Origin of the sequence: Streptomyces sp. NPDC056600 (assembly GCF_042792855.1) — a bacterium.
In the GTDB taxonomy this organism is placed as follows: domain Bacteria; phylum Actinomycetota; class Actinomycetes; order Streptomycetales; family Streptomycetaceae; genus Streptomyces.
Genome location: NZ_JBHTVQ010000014.1, coordinates 98,577 through 113,362, shown reverse-complemented (window position 1 = coordinate 113,362; position 14,786 = coordinate 98,577). Strand labels below are relative to the sequence as shown.

Sequence of the window (14,786 nt, the reverse complement as noted above, 5' to 3'; positions counted from 1 at the left end):
CACGTCCGCGGCCTCGCCGCCGTACATCAGCGCGTAGCCGTTCGCCAGGCCGTGCACGCCGCCGGAGACGCCGCAGTCCACGAAGCCGATGCCCTCCTCGGCCAGCTCCGCGGCGTGCTTCTCGTCGTCCGTCCAGCGCGAGTTACCGCCGTCGACCACCACGTCACCGGGCTCCAGGAGCTCCCCCAGCTCGTCGACGGTGGACTGCGTCGCGGCACCGGCCGGGACCATCACCCACACCACGCGCGGCGCCTGCAGGCTGTCCACAAGCTCACGCAGGCTGTGGACGTCCGAGACGTCCGGGTTGCGGTCGTAGCCCACTACGGTGTGGCCTGCGCGGCGGATCCGCTCGCGCATGTTGCCGCCCATCTTGCCGAGGCCGATGAGACCGAGCTCCATCAGTAGTTCCCTTTGGTTGCGAGGTGGGGTGTGGGCGCGTTCCGGCACCCACGTCCGAGCGTAAACCCGGCTCCGCACCGCCACCCGATGGGCGGCCCCTTGACCTAGTGCTTCGACCGGTGGCAGGCGACGCCGCGTGCGGCGCCACCCGTCCGGGGCGGATCCGCGAGGCGCGGAACCGCCCGGAAAACGGCTCCGCGGTGCGCGGGGCGGAACCCTGGCACCGCGGAGGGACAGCAGGTCAGCCGCTGAGGCGGACCGGCATGATCAGGTACTTGTAGGCCTCGTCGGCCTCCGCGTCCACGGCGGGCTTGCCGCTGAGCAGCGCCGGCTTGGTGGACGTGGTGAAGGACAGCTGGGCGACCGGGGAGTCGATGGCGCTCAGGCCGTCCAGCAGGAAGGTCGGGTTGAAGGCGATCGAGATGTCGTCGCCCTCCAGGTTCGCGTCGACCTTTTCCACAGCCTGTGCGTCGTCGCTGGAGCCCGCCTCCAGGATCAGCACGCCCTGCTCGAAGGTCAGCCGGACCGGGGTGTTCCGCTCGGCGACCAGGGCCACGCGCTTGACGGCCTCGACGAACGGGGCCGTCTCGATGGTGGCCACGCTGTTGAACTCGGTCGGGAAGAGCGTGCGGTACTTGGGGAGGTCGCCCTCCAGCAGCCGCGTCGTGGTGCGGCGGCCGGCACCCTCGAAACCGATCAGGCCCTCGCCCTTGCCGGAGCCGGAGAGCGCCAGGATCACGCTGTCACCGCTGGTCAGCGCCTTGGCGGTGTCCAGCAGTGTCTTGGCGGGCACCAGCGCGACCGCGGAGGCGTCCGGGTTCTCCGGCTTCCACAGGAACTCGCGGACCGCGAAGCGGTAGCGGTCGGTGGAGGCCAGGGTGACGGTGTCGCCCTCGATCTCGATGCGCACACCGGTGAGCACCGGGAGGGTGTCGTCGCGGCCCGCGGCGATCGCGACCTGGGCGGCGGCCGCGGCGAAGACCTCGCCGGGGACCGTGCCGGTGGCGTTCGGCATCTGCGGGAGCGCGGGGTACTCCTCCACAGGGAGGGTGTGGAGGGTGAACCGGGACGAGCCGCAGACCACCGTCGCCCGCACGCCGTCGGTGGAGATCTCCACCGGGCGGTTGGGGAGGGCGCGGCAGATGTCGGCGAGGAGACGGCCGGAGACGAGCACCGTGCCCTCCTCCTCGACCTCGGCCTCCACCGAGACCCGGGCCGAGACCTCGTAGTCGAAGCTGGAGAGACTCAGCTGCCCGTCCTCGGCCTTCAGCAGCAGGCCCGCGAGGACCGGGGCCGGCGGACGGGCGGGCAGGCTGCGCGCAGCCCAGGCCACCGCCTCCGCGAGTACGTCGCGTTCCACCCGGATCTTCACCGTTGCCGCCTCCTGCTGTTGCCGGCGTCCCTCGCCCTGCTGGCCTTCGTCGGTGGTGTAGCCGGCTCCCCGGGAGGGGAGAACCACCGGGGACCAGTCTGACGCATCCCGCTGACAGCTGTTGCCGCTCGGGTCAAGTCGCACCGAGGCCCGTCAGGGCCGCCCGAGCCGAGTTGTGCACAGGACCCACTTCGAAACGAATTCCCGGCTCTCTCAAGTTGGGAGTAGTAGTAGGGGCTGTGGATACCGTGGATAACCCCGTTTTCCCAGGTCAGCCCTAGTTTTTTATCCACCGACCCTGTGGGTGGAGTCGGTGGACAACCCGGTGGTTCTGTGGACGGCGGAAAGTTCTGCACAGCCCATGCACAGGGAGGGGCCACTTCTCCCCAGCTGCGTCCCCAGCTTTTCCCAGGTTTCCCACACCCCACTCCCGCAGCATGATGTGACGCGCTTCACTCCGAGCAGTGATCCGGCCCTGGACGTTGCCGAACAGTGGACAGTGATGTGGAGAACCGCCGGTTCGCTGGGGACAACGAGCCACAACCTGTGGGTTGCCGGTGGACAACTCCAACGGCCTCCTGTGGGCATCTGGACTGTCCACAGGTTGTGGAAACTCTTCGTCCACGAATCCACAGGGCGCTGACCTGTTCTGATGAGCGGTCACCGGGGTTACCTGTGGACACATTCTGGACAACCTGGCCCTCCCCAGGCTGTGGACGCCAGAAAGTCCCCGAATCTGTGGAGGAAGACCGTAACCCCGGCTCCGCTCGAACGGAGTGGGCGGGTGTTCCCCTCCCGACAGCCCCCGACCGGGCCCCGACGGCGGCCTGACAGCGGCCTGATCGCGGCCCGACAGCGGCCTCGGAGGTGGCCGGCGGGCCGTCACGGGCGACGAAAAGCGCCCCGGAGAGGAACTCCGGGGCGCTCTGGACGCGTTCAGGCGGGGACAGCGGCGGGGCAGGCGGCGGGACGGTGGCTGGCAGGGCCCGCCAGGGCACGGAAGGCCGTCGCCCTCGTCGCCGGCGGTTCGGGCCGCCTCAGCCGTTCTTGATGCGGTTGGTGAGCTCGGTGACCTGGTTGTAGATGGAGCGCCGCTCGGCCATCAGAGCGCGGATCTTCCGGTCGGCGTGCATCACCGTCGTGTGGTCGCGGCCGCCGAACTGCGCGCCGATCTTCGGCAGCGACAGGTCGGTGAGCTCACGGCACAGGTACATGGCGATCTGCCGTGCCGTCACCAGCGCCCGGCCGCGGGAGGTACCGCACAGGTCCTCCACGGTCAGCCCGAAGTAGTCGGCGGTGGCCGCCATGATGGCCGAGGCGGTGATCTCCGGCGCCGAGTCCTCGCCGCCGGGGATCAGGTCCTTGAGGACGATCTCGGTGAGCCCCAGGTCCACCGGCTGCCGGTTGAGCGAGGCGAACGCCGTCACCCGGATCAGCGCGCCCTCCAGTTCACGGATGTTCCGCGAGATCCGCGAGGCGATGAACTCCAGCACCTCCGGCGGGGCGTTCAGCTGCTCCTGCACGGCCTTCTTGCGGAGGATCGCGATCCGGGTCTCCAGCTCGGGAGGCTGGACGTCGGTGATCAGACCCCACTCGAACCGGTTGCGCAGCCGGTCCTCCAGCGTCACCAGCTGCTTGGGCGGCCGGTCGCTGGAGAGCACGATCTGCTTGTTCGCGTTGTGCAGGGTGTTGAAGGTGTGGAAGAACTCCTCCTGCGTCGACTCCTTGTCCGCGAGGAACTGGATGTCGTCGACCAGCAGGATGTCCATCTCCCGGTAGCGCTTGCGGAAGCTGTCGCCCTTGCCGTCACGGATCGAGTTGATGAACTCGTTGGTGAACTCCTCCGAGCTCACGTACCGCACACGGGTGCCCGGGTAGAGGCTACGCGCGTAATGCCCGATGGCGTGCAGGAGATGGGTCTTGCCGAGCCCGGACTCCCCGTAGATGAACAGGGGGTTGTACGCCTTGGCGGGCGCCTCCGCCACCGCCACCGCCGCGGCGTGCGCGAAGCGGTTCGAGGCGCCGATGACGAACGTCTCGAAGAGGTACTTGGGGTTCAGGCGCGCCGCGGGCTCGCCCACGCCCGGGGTCCCCGCACCACCGCCCCCGCCGGAGCCGCCCAGAGAAGAAGAGGAGGACCCCGAGGAGGGCGAGGAGACGGAGGAGGGCCCCGGTGCGTAGCCGTCGTACCCGCCCCGGTCGAAGCCGGGCCGCTCGTAGCCGCCGTCGCCGCGCTGCGGACGCTCGTAGTCGCCGCGGTCCTGGCGCGCGTCCCGGTCGGTGTGGTCGCCGCGGTCAACGCGCTCGCCACGGGAGTCGGGGGAACGCTCGTACCCGGGCCGGCCGTAGTCGGGCCGCTCGAAGTCCTTGCGCTCGGGGCGCTCGTAGTCGCTCCGGTCGTACTCGGGACGCTCCGGGCGCTCGGCGGGAGACCGGTCGTATTCGCGGCGGTCGTGATCCCGGCGGTCGTGGTCGCGCCGCTCGTACTCGGAGCGGGAGTAGTCCTGGCGGTCGTAGTCGCCGGACCGGCCGTAGGGGGCGCGGTGCCGTCCGTACTCCTGGGCCCCGTAGTCCTGGCCGTAGTCCTGGCCGCCGTACTCCTGGGAGGAGGAGGGCGTGGCGTACGGATCGCGCTCCGGGAAACCGAGCGGCTGCTGCTGCCAGCCGAAGTCCTGCTGTCCCGGACGCGGCCACGCCCCGGGCTCCGGGCGCTGGTGCTCCGGGTAGGCAGGGCGCGCGGTGGGCAGCTGCTCCTGCCGGGACTCCGGCGCGGCCTCGCGCGCCGGAGCGGCCGCGGGCCCCTCCAGCTCTTCCTGGCCGCCGCCCGACGGCGACGTGGACGGAGCCGGCGGCTCACCCATGGAGGTGTCGACGGTGATGGCGATACGAATGGGGCGCCCGCACTCACGGGTCAGCGTGTCGCTGACCACCGGGGCGAGCCGTCCCTCCAGCACCGTCTTGGCGAATTCGTTGGGGACCGCGAGGAGCGCCGTGTCGGCGACCAGGGCCAGCGGCTGGCAGCTGCGCAGCCACCTCTCGTCCTTGGCCTCCACTCCCTGCCCACGACCCTCGCCGAGGAGCCCGTCCAGCACCCGGGGCCACACTGCGGCAAGATCGGCGGGTACGTCAGCCACAGTGCACGCTCTCTCACAGGTCCCACGTCGGTGTGGTGCGGGACGATCGGTCGGCCGTCCGGCGGACGGCAGGTAACGAATCAGTCGGGCCGGGGGAGAACCGAACGAAACGGGAGTCCACCCACGGTAGTCAGGGCAACGGCTGTGCATCAAGTCGTTGTCCCCAGCCTGTGGACAGTGTGCCGCCGTGCCACGCCGGGCCGGAAATCGAGAGGGAAGGCGCCTTCCGCCCCGTCCCTCCGAAGGTCTGTCGCACCCCTGGTGAGCTGCGGTCACGAGGTAGGCTGCCGGGGTCACACAACCGTCGGGTTTGACCGGATGGCGCAGCCGCGCGTACCGTGACCAGGTCGAGTTGTCGATGGCTGCTGCCGCCTGCCTCCGATGGGCAAAGATCACGTACCAGTGATCGAGAAGCGGTGCACTCGGGCGTAAGCGAGCTACTCGTGGGCGCACGGTGACAGCCAGACGGCACCCGCCACCCACCGATTCATTTCTGGAGCCCCCGAGTGAGCAAGCGCACCTTCCAGCCGAACAACCGTCGTCGCGCGAAGACCCACGGCTTCCGGCTGCGTATGCGGACCCGTGCCGGCCGCGCGATCCTGGCGACCCGCCGCAGCAAGGGTCGCGCCCGTCTGTCCGCCTGATTCCGGTCAGGTCATGACGTCGTGCTGCCCACCGACAACCGGCTGAGGCGGCGCGAGGACTTCGCGACCGCTGTACGACGAGGGCGCCGGGCAGGCCGCCCGTCCCTCGTCGTCCACTTTCGTAGCGGTGCCACGGACCCGCACGCGCAGGGGGAGAGCGCTCCCCCTGCGCGTGCGGGTTTCGTCGTGAGCAAAGCCGTGGGCGGAGCAGTGGTGCGCAACAAGGTGAAGCGTCGACTTCGTCACTTGATGCGCGAGCGGGTCGCTCAGCTGCCCCCCGGTAGCCTGGTAGTCGTACGAGCGCTGCCCCCCGCGGGCGGCGCGGCCAACGAAGAACTGGCCCGAGACCTGGACGCCGCCCTCCAGCGGCTGCTGGGAGGGGGCGCGCGATGAAGTACCCGCTGCTGGCTCTGATCAAGCTCTACCAGTGGACGATCAGTCCGCTGCTCGGGCCGGTGTGCAAGTACTACCCGTCGTGCTCCCACTACGGCTACCAGGCCATCGACCGGCACGGTGCGATCAAGGGATCGGCGCTCACCGCGTGGCGCATCCTGCGCTGCAACCCGTGGTCGCTCGGCGGCGTGGACCATGTGCCTGAGCGGAAGCGTCCGCGCTGGCACGAGATGCTGCGAGCCTTCTGGCACGCACGCAAGGGCGGGACCTCCGCCGAATCCGCCACCGTGGAGCGAGGAGAGACGGGCAACCAGCCCGACCCCTCCCCGAGCCCGGCCGCAGAGACCCCGTCCCATGCCCAAGGAGCATGATTAGTGGACACGATTGCCGGCTTCTTCAGCTTTATCACCACACCCGTTTCCTGGATCATCGTCCAGTTCCACACCGTCTACGGCGCTCTCTTCGGCGAGTCCAGCGGGTGGGCCTGGGGTCTGTCGATCGTGTCCCTGGTGGTGCTGATCCGCATCTGCCTGATCCCGCTCTTCGTGAAGCAGATCAAGGCGACCCGGGCCATGCAGACGCTGCAGCCCGAGATGAAGAAGATCCAGGAGCGCTACAAGAACGACAAGCAGCGCCAGTCCGAAGAGATGATGAAGCTGTACAAGGAGTCGGGTACCAACCCGCTCTCCTCGTGCCTTCCCATCCTGGCGCAGTCTCCCTTCTTCTTCGCGCTGTACCACGTCCTGAACGCCATCGCGCAGGGCGAGCCCATCGGCGTCCTGAACCAGAGCCTGGTGGACAGCGCCCGCCAGGCCCACATCTTCGGCGCTCCTCTCGCGGCCAAGTTCACCAGCCCGGAGTCGGTGCTCGGGCCGCTCCAGGCCAGCGTCACCGACGTCCGCGTCGTGACCGTGGTCATGATCGTCCTGATGTCGCTGTCGCAGTTCTTCACCCAGCGCCAGCTGATGACCAAGAACGTCGACACCTCGGTCAAGACGCCGTTCATGCAGCAGCAGAAGATGCTGATGTACGTCTTCCCGGTGATCTTCGCGGTCTTCGGCATCAACTTCCCGGTCGGTGTCCTCGTCTACTGGCTGACCACCAACGTGTGGACCATGGGCCAGCAGATGTACGTGATCCACAACAACCCGACCCCGGGTTCCAAGGCCCAGGCCTCCTACCTCGAGCGGCTCGCCAAGAAGATCGAGCACAGCGGTTCCATCCGTGGTCGTGGCCGTCGTGCCATCGTCAAGGCCATCGTCGCCAAGGGCCGTGACCGCAACCCCGCCGAGCGGAAGTTCATCAACGGGCTCAACAAGATGGGCTTCGCCGCCCAGCCCGACGGCACCGTGGTGAAGAGCGAGAAGCTCGCCGCCGACCAGGCCGTCGACGGGCCCGGTGCCACCCCCGCCGGCGCCGCCAAGCGCCAGCAGCCGAAGCGCCAGACCAAGGCCCAGCGCCAGGCCGCCGTCAAGGCGGCCGCCGACGCGGCCGAGGAGGAGGCGGAGGCCGCCGAGGGCGGCCACCCGAGCTCCGAGCCCCAGGACACCACGCCGCAGGGCGCCAAGCCCCAGGGCGGTGCCACCAGGGCCGGTGGCGCCGGCAACGGCCGCAGCCGAGCCCAGTCGGGCCGTAAGGGTCCCCAGCAGCGCTCCAAGTCCTCGTCCAAGAAGTAAGCAAGAAGGAGCCCATCCCGTGACGGAAGGCACCATCCCCTCCGCCGCCGACGGCGCGGACGCCTTGACCCGCCTGGAGCAGGAGGGCGAGATCGCGGCGGATTACCTGGAAGGTCTGCTGGACATCGCCGACCTCGACGGCGACATCGACATGGACGTCGAGGCCGACCGTGCGGCCGTGTCGATCATCAGCGACTCGAGTGGCCGCGACCTGCAGAAGCTGGTCGGCCGTGACGGTGAGGTGCTGGAGGCTCTCCAGGAGCTCACCCGCCTGGCCGTGCACCGGGAGACCGGTGACCGCAGCCGCCTGATGCTGGACATCGCCGGTTTCCGGGCCCGCAAGCGCGAGGAGCTCTCCGAGATCGGTGCCAAGGCCGCGGCCGAGGCGCGCAGCAGCGGTGAGCCGGTGCGGCTGCGCCCGATGTCTCCGTTCGAGCGCAAGGTCGTGCACGACGCGGTCAAGGCCGCCGGTCTGCGGAGTGAGTCCGAGGGCGAGGAGCCGCAGCGCTTCGTCGTCGTACTGCCTGCCTGATTCGGCGCGCGTACGTTCCACGGCCCCGTCTGTTGAGCAGACGGGGCCGTGACTTTGTCAGCCTGGTAGTTCTGGTGGTCAGCGCCCAGTGCGCTTTTTGCGGTACGGAAGGACGGTCCTCGTGACGGAGGCAGCAGAGCTTCCCCCTGCGCCCGAGCAGGCGCGTGCAGTGTTCGGCGATCGCTTCGACGACGCGGTGCGGTACGCCGAACTGCTGGCGGACGCCGGTGTGCAGCGCGGGCTCATCGGCCCACGTGAGGTGCCCCGGCTCTGGGAACGGCACCTGCTGAACTGCGCGGTGCTCTCCGAGGCCGTGCCCGAGGGCGTGACCGTCTGCGACGTCGGTTCCGGCGCCGGCCTCCCCGGCATCCCGCTGGCCCTGGTCCGCGGCGATCTGAAGATCACGCTGCTCGAGCCGCTGCTGCGGCGCACCAACTTCCTCACCGAGGTGGTGGAGCTGCTCGGGCTGGACCACGTGACGGTGGTGCGCGGCCGGGCCGAAGAGGTCCTTGGCAAGCTGCCTCCGGTGCACGTGGTGACCGCGCGCGCCGTGGCGCCGCTGGACCGTCTGGCGACCTGGGGTATCCCGCTGCTGCGGCCCTACGGCGAGATGCTCGCGCTGAAGGGCGACACCGCCGAGGAGGAGCTGAAGGCCGCCTCCTCAGCGCTCAGCAAGCTCGGTGCCGTGGAGACCGGCGTCCTCCAGGTCGGCGACGGCGTGGTGGATCCGCTGTCGACCGTGGTGCAGGTGAAGGTCGGCGAGAGCCCGGGAGGCGTCCGGTTCGCTGCCAAGCGCGCCAAGGCTGCCCGCCCCGCCCGCGCCGCTCGCCGCCGCCGCTGACACCTGCCGTGGGCGGAGCGCTGCCCCGCCCACGGCAGGTGTCGCCGCGTGCCCCCTCCGGGTCCGCCGGCGGTGCACTGCCGTCCGCCGGGTACTCCACCCCGGTTCACACCGGCCCCACGTTCCTGTCGCCCGGAGTGTCGGAGGGCCCGTCGGCTCCATGCTCGGCATCGTTGTTTCACGTGAAACGTCGCTCACTCCTGCAAGGCGTCATCGGCCGCAGCCACGCCGCCGCCGAACCCCGCGACCGTAAGCCCGCCACTCCCCTCCGGAAGCCCTCCAGCGGTTCACCTGCCCGGGGCGACAAGTTGTCCACAGAGGCGGATTTCTCCACAGAACAACCGGCCTCACTGGTTCGCACCCCCAAAGGCATGGGACGCTCTGTGTATAGAGAGCCTGAAGTCGAGGAGAGTGAATCCTTGCGGTCCGACGCCAACATCGTGGGACCGATGACCGATCCGGTCCCCGGTCCCCGCACCGAGTCGCAGAGGGACGATGTTTCACGTGAAACACCGCCCCCCATGGACGACACCCCTATGGGACACGCCAGCCAGCAGGCGGTGGACGCCATGGGGCGCGCTGCCGGGGAAGGTCTGCCCCGTCCGGAGCAGACCCGGATCATCGTGGTCGCCAACCAGAAGGGCGGGGTCGGTAAGACCACCACGACGGTCAACGTCGCCGCCTCGTTGGCTCTGCACGGGAACCGCGTCCTGGTGGTCGACCTCGACCCCCAGGGCAACGCCTCGACCGCGCTGGGGATCGACCACCACGCCGAGGTCCCCTCGATCTACGACGTCCTGGTGGACAGCCGCCCCCTCTCCGAAGTGGTGCAGCCGGTACCGGACGTGGAAGGGCTCTTCTGTGCGCCCGCCACCATCGACCTGGCCGGTGCCGAGATCGAGCTGGTCTCTCTGGTGGCCCGTGAGAGCCGCCTGCAGCGCGCTCTCCAGGCGTATGAGCAGCCGCTGGACTACGTCCTCATCGACTGCCCGCCCTCCCTGGGCCTGCTGACTGTCAATGCGATGGTGGCCGGCGCGGAGGTGCTGATCCCGATCCAGTGCGAGTACTACGCGCTGGAGGGTCTGGGGCAGCTGCTGAGGAACGTTGAGCTGATCCGGGGCCACCTGAACCCGAACCTGCATGTCTCGACGATCCTGCTCACCATGTACGACGGCCGGACGCGCCTGGCGTCCCAGGTCGCCGAAGAGGTGCGTACCCACTTCGGTGAGGAGGTGCTGCGCACCAGCATCCCGCGCTCGGTGCGGATCTCCGAGGCCCCCAGTTACGGGCAGACGGTTCTGACCTACGATCCAGGTTCGAGTGGTGCCCTCTCCTACCTGGAGGCGGCACGGGAGCTCGCACTCCGGGGCGTGGGCATCCGCTACGACGGCTCGCAGGCCCACACGGGCGCTGCGGTGGGGCAGCTGTCCGGCGGGCAGCCGCAGGGCGGTCAGGTCGCGGACGGTCAGATGATGAGCGGACAGAACATGGTGGAGGGGATCCAGTGAGTGAACGACGCAGAGGGCTGGGCCGCGGGCTTGGCGCACTGATCCCTGCAGCGCCGACGGGGGACAGGCCGGTCGGTGGTCCCGGGACGGCCGCTCCGGCCTCTGCGGGCACGGCGACCCAGACGGTTCCGACGGTCCCGGGTTCTGCCGGAGAGCGCGGTGTTCCGGCGGCCAAGCTGGCGTCCCTGCCGTCGGCCCTTCGGGAGGAGGACCACGCTGCGAGTTCGGCCTCCGCCGAGCTGCCGGCTCCCCCGGTGGGCGCGTACTTCGCCGAACTCCCGCTGGACGCCATCACCCCCAACCCTCGGCAGCCCCGCAAGGAGTTCGACGAGGACGCACTGGCGGAGCTGGTCACCTCCATCAAGGAGGTCGGCCTGCTGCAGCCCGTGGTGGTCCGGCAGACGGGGCCTGGGCGCTACGAGCTCATCATGGGCGAGCGCCGTCTGCGGGCCAGCCGTAAGGCCGGCCTGGAGGCGATCCCTGCGATCGTCCGCGGGACCGAGGACGAGAAGCTTCTCCTCGACGCCTTGCTGGAGAACCTCCACCGCGCGCAGCTGAACCCGCTGGAGGAGGCCTTCGCCTACGACCAGCTCCTCAAGGACTTCGAGTGCACTCATGACCAGCTGGCGGACCGGATCGGCCGGTCCCGGCCCCAGGTCTCCAACACGCTGCGTCTGCTGAAGCTGTCCACCGCCGTACAGCGGCGCGTGGCGGCGGGCGTGCTCTCGGCCGGCCACGCCCGTGCGCTCCTCTCCATCGAGGACGCGGAGGAGCAGGACCGGATGGCCAAGCGGATCGTCGCCGAAGGGCTGTCGGTCCGTGCCGTGGAGGAAATCGTCCAGCTGATGGGCACCGGCCCGGAGAAGCCCGCGCGGGCCAAGGGGCCGCGTGCCGGCTCCAAGGTCTCGCCGGCTCTCTCCGAGCTCGCCACCCGTCTGTCGGACCGCTTCGAGACGCGCGTCAAGGTCGACCTCGGCAGGACCAAGGGCAAGATCACGGTTGAGTTCGCGTCCGTGGAAGACCTCGAGCGCATCCTGACGACACTGGCTCCCGACGAGGCGCCCATGCTCCAGGACATCTCGACGCCCCACGCCGAGGAAGACGAGCACACCGGGGACCCGACCGAGTAGGCGACGGTCGCCCCAGCTGAATCGGCAGCGCGGGTCATGTTCGGCTAGTTCCGGACACGACCCGCGCTTTGCTTTGTGGAGCGGGCATAAGGGCCTCATGGTGGAGGGTGGGACCACAGGAAGCGAGGAAGAGCGTTCATGGGGCGTCGGCTTGTTCCGCTCACACTGGACAATCTCCAGGACCTACCGCAGCGCTGCCGGGGGTGTGTCTTCTGGGAACTGGACCCCTTCAGTGGGGAGACGGCTCTCAAGGACGGCACAGCCGAGGACGAGAAGGAGTCCTGGATCTCCGCCGTCTTGCTGGACTGGGGTTCCTGTGGCCGCCTCGTCTACGTGGACGACGTGCCGGCCGGGTTCGTGCTGTACGCGCCACCGGCCTACGTGCCGCGTTCCACGGCCTTCCCCACCAGTCCCGTTTCCCCGGACGCCGTCCAACTGATCACCTCCTTCATTCTCCCCGAGTTCCAAGGACAAGGCCTGGGCCGGGTCCTGGTGCAGACCGTGGCCAAGGATCTGCTGCGGCGAGGCTTCAAAGCGGTGGAAGCATTCGGCGACGCCCGCTGGAAAGAGCCTGCCTGTCTGCTCCCCGCGGATCATCTGTTGGCGGTCGGCTTCAAGACGGTCCGCTCCCATCCGACCTACCCGCGACTCCGCCTGGAACTGCGCTCGACGCTCTCCTGGAAGGAGGACGTCGAGATGGCCCTGGACCGGCTGCTGGGCGCCGTGCAGAAGGAACCGGCACTCCGCCCGCTCTGAGGGGCGGCGGGGCCGGAGAACGGGCGGCGGGGCCGGAGAACGACAAAGGGCCGACCCGTCCGGGTCGGCCCTTTGTCGTCGTGCTCCTCGCGTGTTTCACGTGAAACGAGGTTTCACGTGAAACATGGCCTCACTCGGAGATGAACTCGTCGAGGTCCCGCACGATCATCGCCTTCGGCTTGGCGCCGACGATGGTCTTGGCGACCTCGCCACCCTGGTAGACGTTCAGGGTCGGGATCGACATGACGCCGTACTTCGCCGCAGTCGCCGGGTTCTCGTCGATGTTGAGCTTGACGACCTCGATCTTGTCGGCGTGCTCGGCGGCAATCGCCTCCAGCGACGGGGCGATCTGACGGCACGGGCCGCACCAAGCGGCCCAGAAGTCCACGAGGACGGGCTTGTCGCTCTTCAAGACCTCTTCTTCGAAGGTCTCGTCGGTGACGTTCTTCAGACTGCCAGCCACTGAGGGCTCCTCACTACGAATCGGGGGGAAGGAAATCAGGCCGAGGTCTTCTCCGGCTCCGCCTGCTGCTCGGAGTCGGAGAGAGAAGCCAGGTAGCGCTCGGCGTCCAGGGCGGCGGAACAGCCGGTGCCTGCGGCGGTGATCGCCTGGCGGTAGGTGTGGTCCACCACGTCGCCGGCGCCGAAGACGCCCGTCACGTTGGTGCGGGTGGAGGGGGCGTCCACCTTGAGGTAGCCCTCGTCATCGAGCTCCAGCTGGCCCTTGAAGAGCTCGGTGCGCGGGTCGTGACCGATGGCGATGAACAGACCGGTGACCGCCAGGTCCGAGAGCTCGCCGGTCTTCACGTTGCGCAGCTTCAGACCCGAGAGCTTGGCGTCGCCCTGCACCTCGGCGACCTCGCTGTCCCAGATGAACCGGATCTTCGGGTCGGCGAAGGCGCGCTCCTGCATCGCCTTGGAGGCGCGCAGGGTGTCCCGGCGGTGGACGATGGTGACCGACTTGGCGAACCGGGAGAGGAAGGTCGCTTCCTCCATCGCCGTGTCGCCGCCGCCGATCACGGCGATGTCGTGCTCCCGGAAGAAGAAGCCGTCACAGGTGGCGCACCAGGAAACGCCTCGCCCGGAGAGCGCGTCCTCGTTGGGCAGACCCAGCTTGCGGTGCTGGGAGCCGGTGGTGACGATGACGGCCTTGGCGCGGTGCACCGTGCCCGCGGTGTCGGTGACGGTCTTGATCTCACCGGCCAGGTCGACGGAGACGACGTCGTCCGGGATCAGCTCCGCACCGAAGCGCTCCGCCTGGGCGCGCATGTTGTCCATGAGCTCCGGGCCCATGATGCCGGTCTGGAAGCCGGGGAAGTTCTCGACCTCGGTGGTGTTCATCAGGGCGCCACCGGCGGTGACGGCGCCCTCGAACACCAGCGGCTTCAGCGACGCGCGCGCGGTGTAGAGCGCCGCCGTGTAGCCGGCGGGCCCTGAGCCGATGATGATCACGTTACGGACGTCGCTCACGGCGGGTTTCCTCGTCTCTGGACTACGTCTTCAGGGGGCTCTTCTGGTGCGGTGAGCCTGGTTCGGTGCTCTCACCTCACCCCAACGGATCCTAGAGGCCGGGCATTCCCCGCCGTGCGCGGGCACGCGAGTGTCTCAGGGCGGGCGTCCAGCGGCCGTCGTCAGTTCGAGGACCGGGCGTACGAGCGCCGGAGGAGAACGTCTCCCTTGGTCTCCTTGCCCGAGGAGGCCTGAGTGATGCACGAAGCGTCCACCACGTAGGCAGTGACCCGGGAGTCCTTCGCGGGGTCGGGAAGGACCACCAGGTAGGCGTCCTTCTCATGGAACCTGCCGCGCTGAGCGGCGAGTGCCTCCGTATCGCCGCCGATCCCCGCCCGGACGCAGGTAGGGACGTCGACAGCCGGGCGGACCAGGGTCCTGGGCTGGGGCGAGGACGACTGCGTGGACAGGTCGGCCTCGTCGAGGAGACCGCTGACGCGTTGCTGGAGCGGCTGCCCGGAGAAGGTGGCTGCCGTGGAGGGCGGCGTGTCCGTCTGGAAGGGCTGGGTCACCCAGACGCCGATGCCGAGGGCCGCGACAGCGAGGGCGGCTCCGAGCGCCAGGGAGCGCCGCCGGGATGTACGCACCCGGGGCCGCGCGTCACCGGGTCGGCCCGGGGTGACCGCTGCGGCGGGCCTCCGGCTCGAGGGACGCGATCCGGCGCGGCCGGCGGGCCGTGCAGCGTCTCGCTCTGTTTCACGTGAAACATCCGGCGCACGGACAGCACCGGAGTTCAGTTCACCCAGGTCCAGGTCACCCAGGGATGCGGCTGCCGCGGTGCCGGGGGCGCTCAGCAGCGCTTCGGCAGCTAGGGCGGCGTCGATCCGTCCGGAGACGTCGGCAGGCATGCGCACCGGGCCCGGAAGAGTTCCGAGCGCGCAGCGGATCTCCT

At 69.3% G+C, this 14,786-nt stretch carries 15 protein-coding genes; 9 read left to right on the top strand and 6 right to left on the bottom strand.

Annotated elements, in window-relative coordinates:
* The 3 genes from ACFRAV_RS10330 to dnaA form a co-directional block, all read right to left on the bottom strand.
* The coding region (locus ACFRAV_RS10330; protein ID WP_382553435.1) for an NAD(P)-binding domain-containing protein at positions 1–477 on the bottom strand (477 nt) is incomplete at its 3' end.
* Between the two features lie 163 nt (positions 478–640).
* Positions 641–1,771, bottom strand: coding sequence for a DNA polymerase III subunit beta (dnaN, locus tag ACFRAV_RS10325; protein ID WP_382553452.1), 1,131 nt, complete (start codon positions 1,769–1,771; stop codon positions 641–643).
* A gap of 1,037 nt (positions 1,772–2,808) precedes the next feature.
* Positions 2,809–4,905, bottom strand: a complete 2,097-nt coding sequence (gene dnaA, locus ACFRAV_RS10320) for a chromosomal replication initiator protein DnaA (protein WP_382553433.1) — start codon at positions 4,903–4,905, stop codon at positions 2,809–2,811.
* 506 nt (positions 4,906–5,411) lie between these two features.
* On the opposite strand from dnaA, the gene rpmH reads away from it, so the two are divergent.
* The 9 genes from rpmH (at position 5,412) to ACFRAV_RS10275 (ending at position 12,385) form a co-directional block, all read left to right on the top strand.
* Positions 5,412–5,549 (top strand): 50S ribosomal protein L34, encoded by a 138-nt coding sequence (gene rpmH, locus ACFRAV_RS10315; protein WP_003975051.1) that lies wholly within the window; start codon positions 5,412–5,414, stop codon positions 5,547–5,549.
* 21 nt (positions 5,550–5,570) lie between these two features.
* Positions 5,571–5,942: a ribonuclease P protein component gene (rnpA, locus tag ACFRAV_RS10310; RefSeq protein ID WP_382553430.1), complete on the top strand. Its 372-nt coding sequence runs from the start codon at positions 5,571–5,573 to the stop codon at positions 5,940–5,942.
* On the top strand, positions 5,939–6,313 hold the full coding sequence (gene yidD, locus ACFRAV_RS10305) for a membrane protein insertion efficiency factor YidD (RefSeq protein WP_351113734.1): 375 nt from the start codon (positions 5,939–5,941) through the stop codon (positions 6,311–6,313). Before rnpA ends, yidD begins: the two co-directional genes overlap by 4 nt.
* Positions 6,314–6,316: 3 nt before the next feature.
* A complete protein-coding gene (yidC, locus tag ACFRAV_RS10300; RefSeq protein WP_382553429.1) occupies positions 6,317–7,618 on the top strand; it encodes a membrane protein insertase YidC in 1,302 nt (433 codons plus the stop codon).
* 19 nt (positions 7,619–7,637) lie between these two features.
* A complete protein-coding gene (locus tag ACFRAV_RS10295) occupies positions 7,638–8,150 on the top strand; it encodes a R3H domain-containing nucleic acid-binding protein (protein WP_351113736.1) in 513 nt (170 codons plus the stop codon).
* Between the two features lie 121 nt (positions 8,151–8,271).
* The gene (rsmG, locus tag ACFRAV_RS10290) at positions 8,272–8,991 is read left to right on the top strand and encodes a 16S rRNA (guanine(527)-N(7))-methyltransferase RsmG (protein WP_382553425.1); all 720 of its coding nucleotides are present in this window, start codon (positions 8,272–8,274) and stop codon (positions 8,989–8,991) included.
* A gap of 371 nt (positions 8,992–9,362) precedes the next feature.
* Entirely contained in the window at positions 9,363–10,499 is a 1,137-nt protein-coding gene (locus tag ACFRAV_RS10285) for a ParA family protein (protein WP_382553423.1), read from the top strand.
* Complete coding sequence (locus tag ACFRAV_RS10280; RefSeq protein WP_382553421.1) at positions 10,496–11,629, top strand: ParB/RepB/Spo0J family partition protein; 1,134 nt, start codon at positions 10,496–10,498, stop codon at positions 11,627–11,629. The genes ACFRAV_RS10285 and ACFRAV_RS10280 overlap by 4 nt, the downstream gene beginning before the upstream one ends.
* A gap of 138 nt (positions 11,630–11,767) precedes the next feature.
* Positions 11,768–12,385, top strand: a complete 618-nt coding sequence (locus ACFRAV_RS10275; protein WP_382553419.1) for a GNAT family N-acetyltransferase — start codon at positions 11,768–11,770, stop codon at positions 12,383–12,385.
* A gap of 130 nt (positions 12,386–12,515) precedes the next feature.
* Here ACFRAV_RS10275 and trxA read toward each other — a convergent pair whose 3' ends face one another.
* The 3 genes from trxA to ACFRAV_RS10260 form a co-directional block, all read right to left on the bottom strand.
* Positions 12,516–12,848, bottom strand: a complete 333-nt coding sequence (trxA, locus tag ACFRAV_RS10270) for a thioredoxin (protein WP_351113741.1) — start codon at positions 12,846–12,848, stop codon at positions 12,516–12,518.
* A gap of 35 nt (positions 12,849–12,883) precedes the next feature.
* Positions 12,884–13,855, bottom strand: coding sequence for a thioredoxin-disulfide reductase (trxB, locus tag ACFRAV_RS10265; RefSeq protein WP_382553416.1), 972 nt, complete (start codon positions 13,853–13,855; stop codon positions 12,884–12,886).
* Positions 13,856–14,016: 161 nt separating this feature from the next.
* Complete coding sequence (locus ACFRAV_RS10260; protein WP_382553414.1) at positions 14,017–14,481, bottom strand: hypothetical protein; 465 nt, start codon at positions 14,479–14,481, stop codon at positions 14,017–14,019.
* Positions 14,482–14,786 lie beyond the last annotated feature (305 nt).

Bases quoted from the DNA above. Each gene is read 5' to 3' on its own strand.
- yidD (WP_351113734.1), top strand. From the start codon at position 5,939: ATGAAGTACCCGCTGCTGGCTCTGATCAAGCTCTACCAGTGGACGATC.
- ACFRAV_RS10285 (WP_382553423.1), top strand. From the start codon at position 9,363: ATGGGACGCTCTGTGTATAGAGAGCCTGAAGTCGAGGAGAGTGAATCC.
- ACFRAV_RS10275 (WP_382553419.1), top strand. From the start codon at position 11,768: ATGGGGCGTCGGCTTGTTCCGCTCACACTGGACAATCTCCAGGACCTA.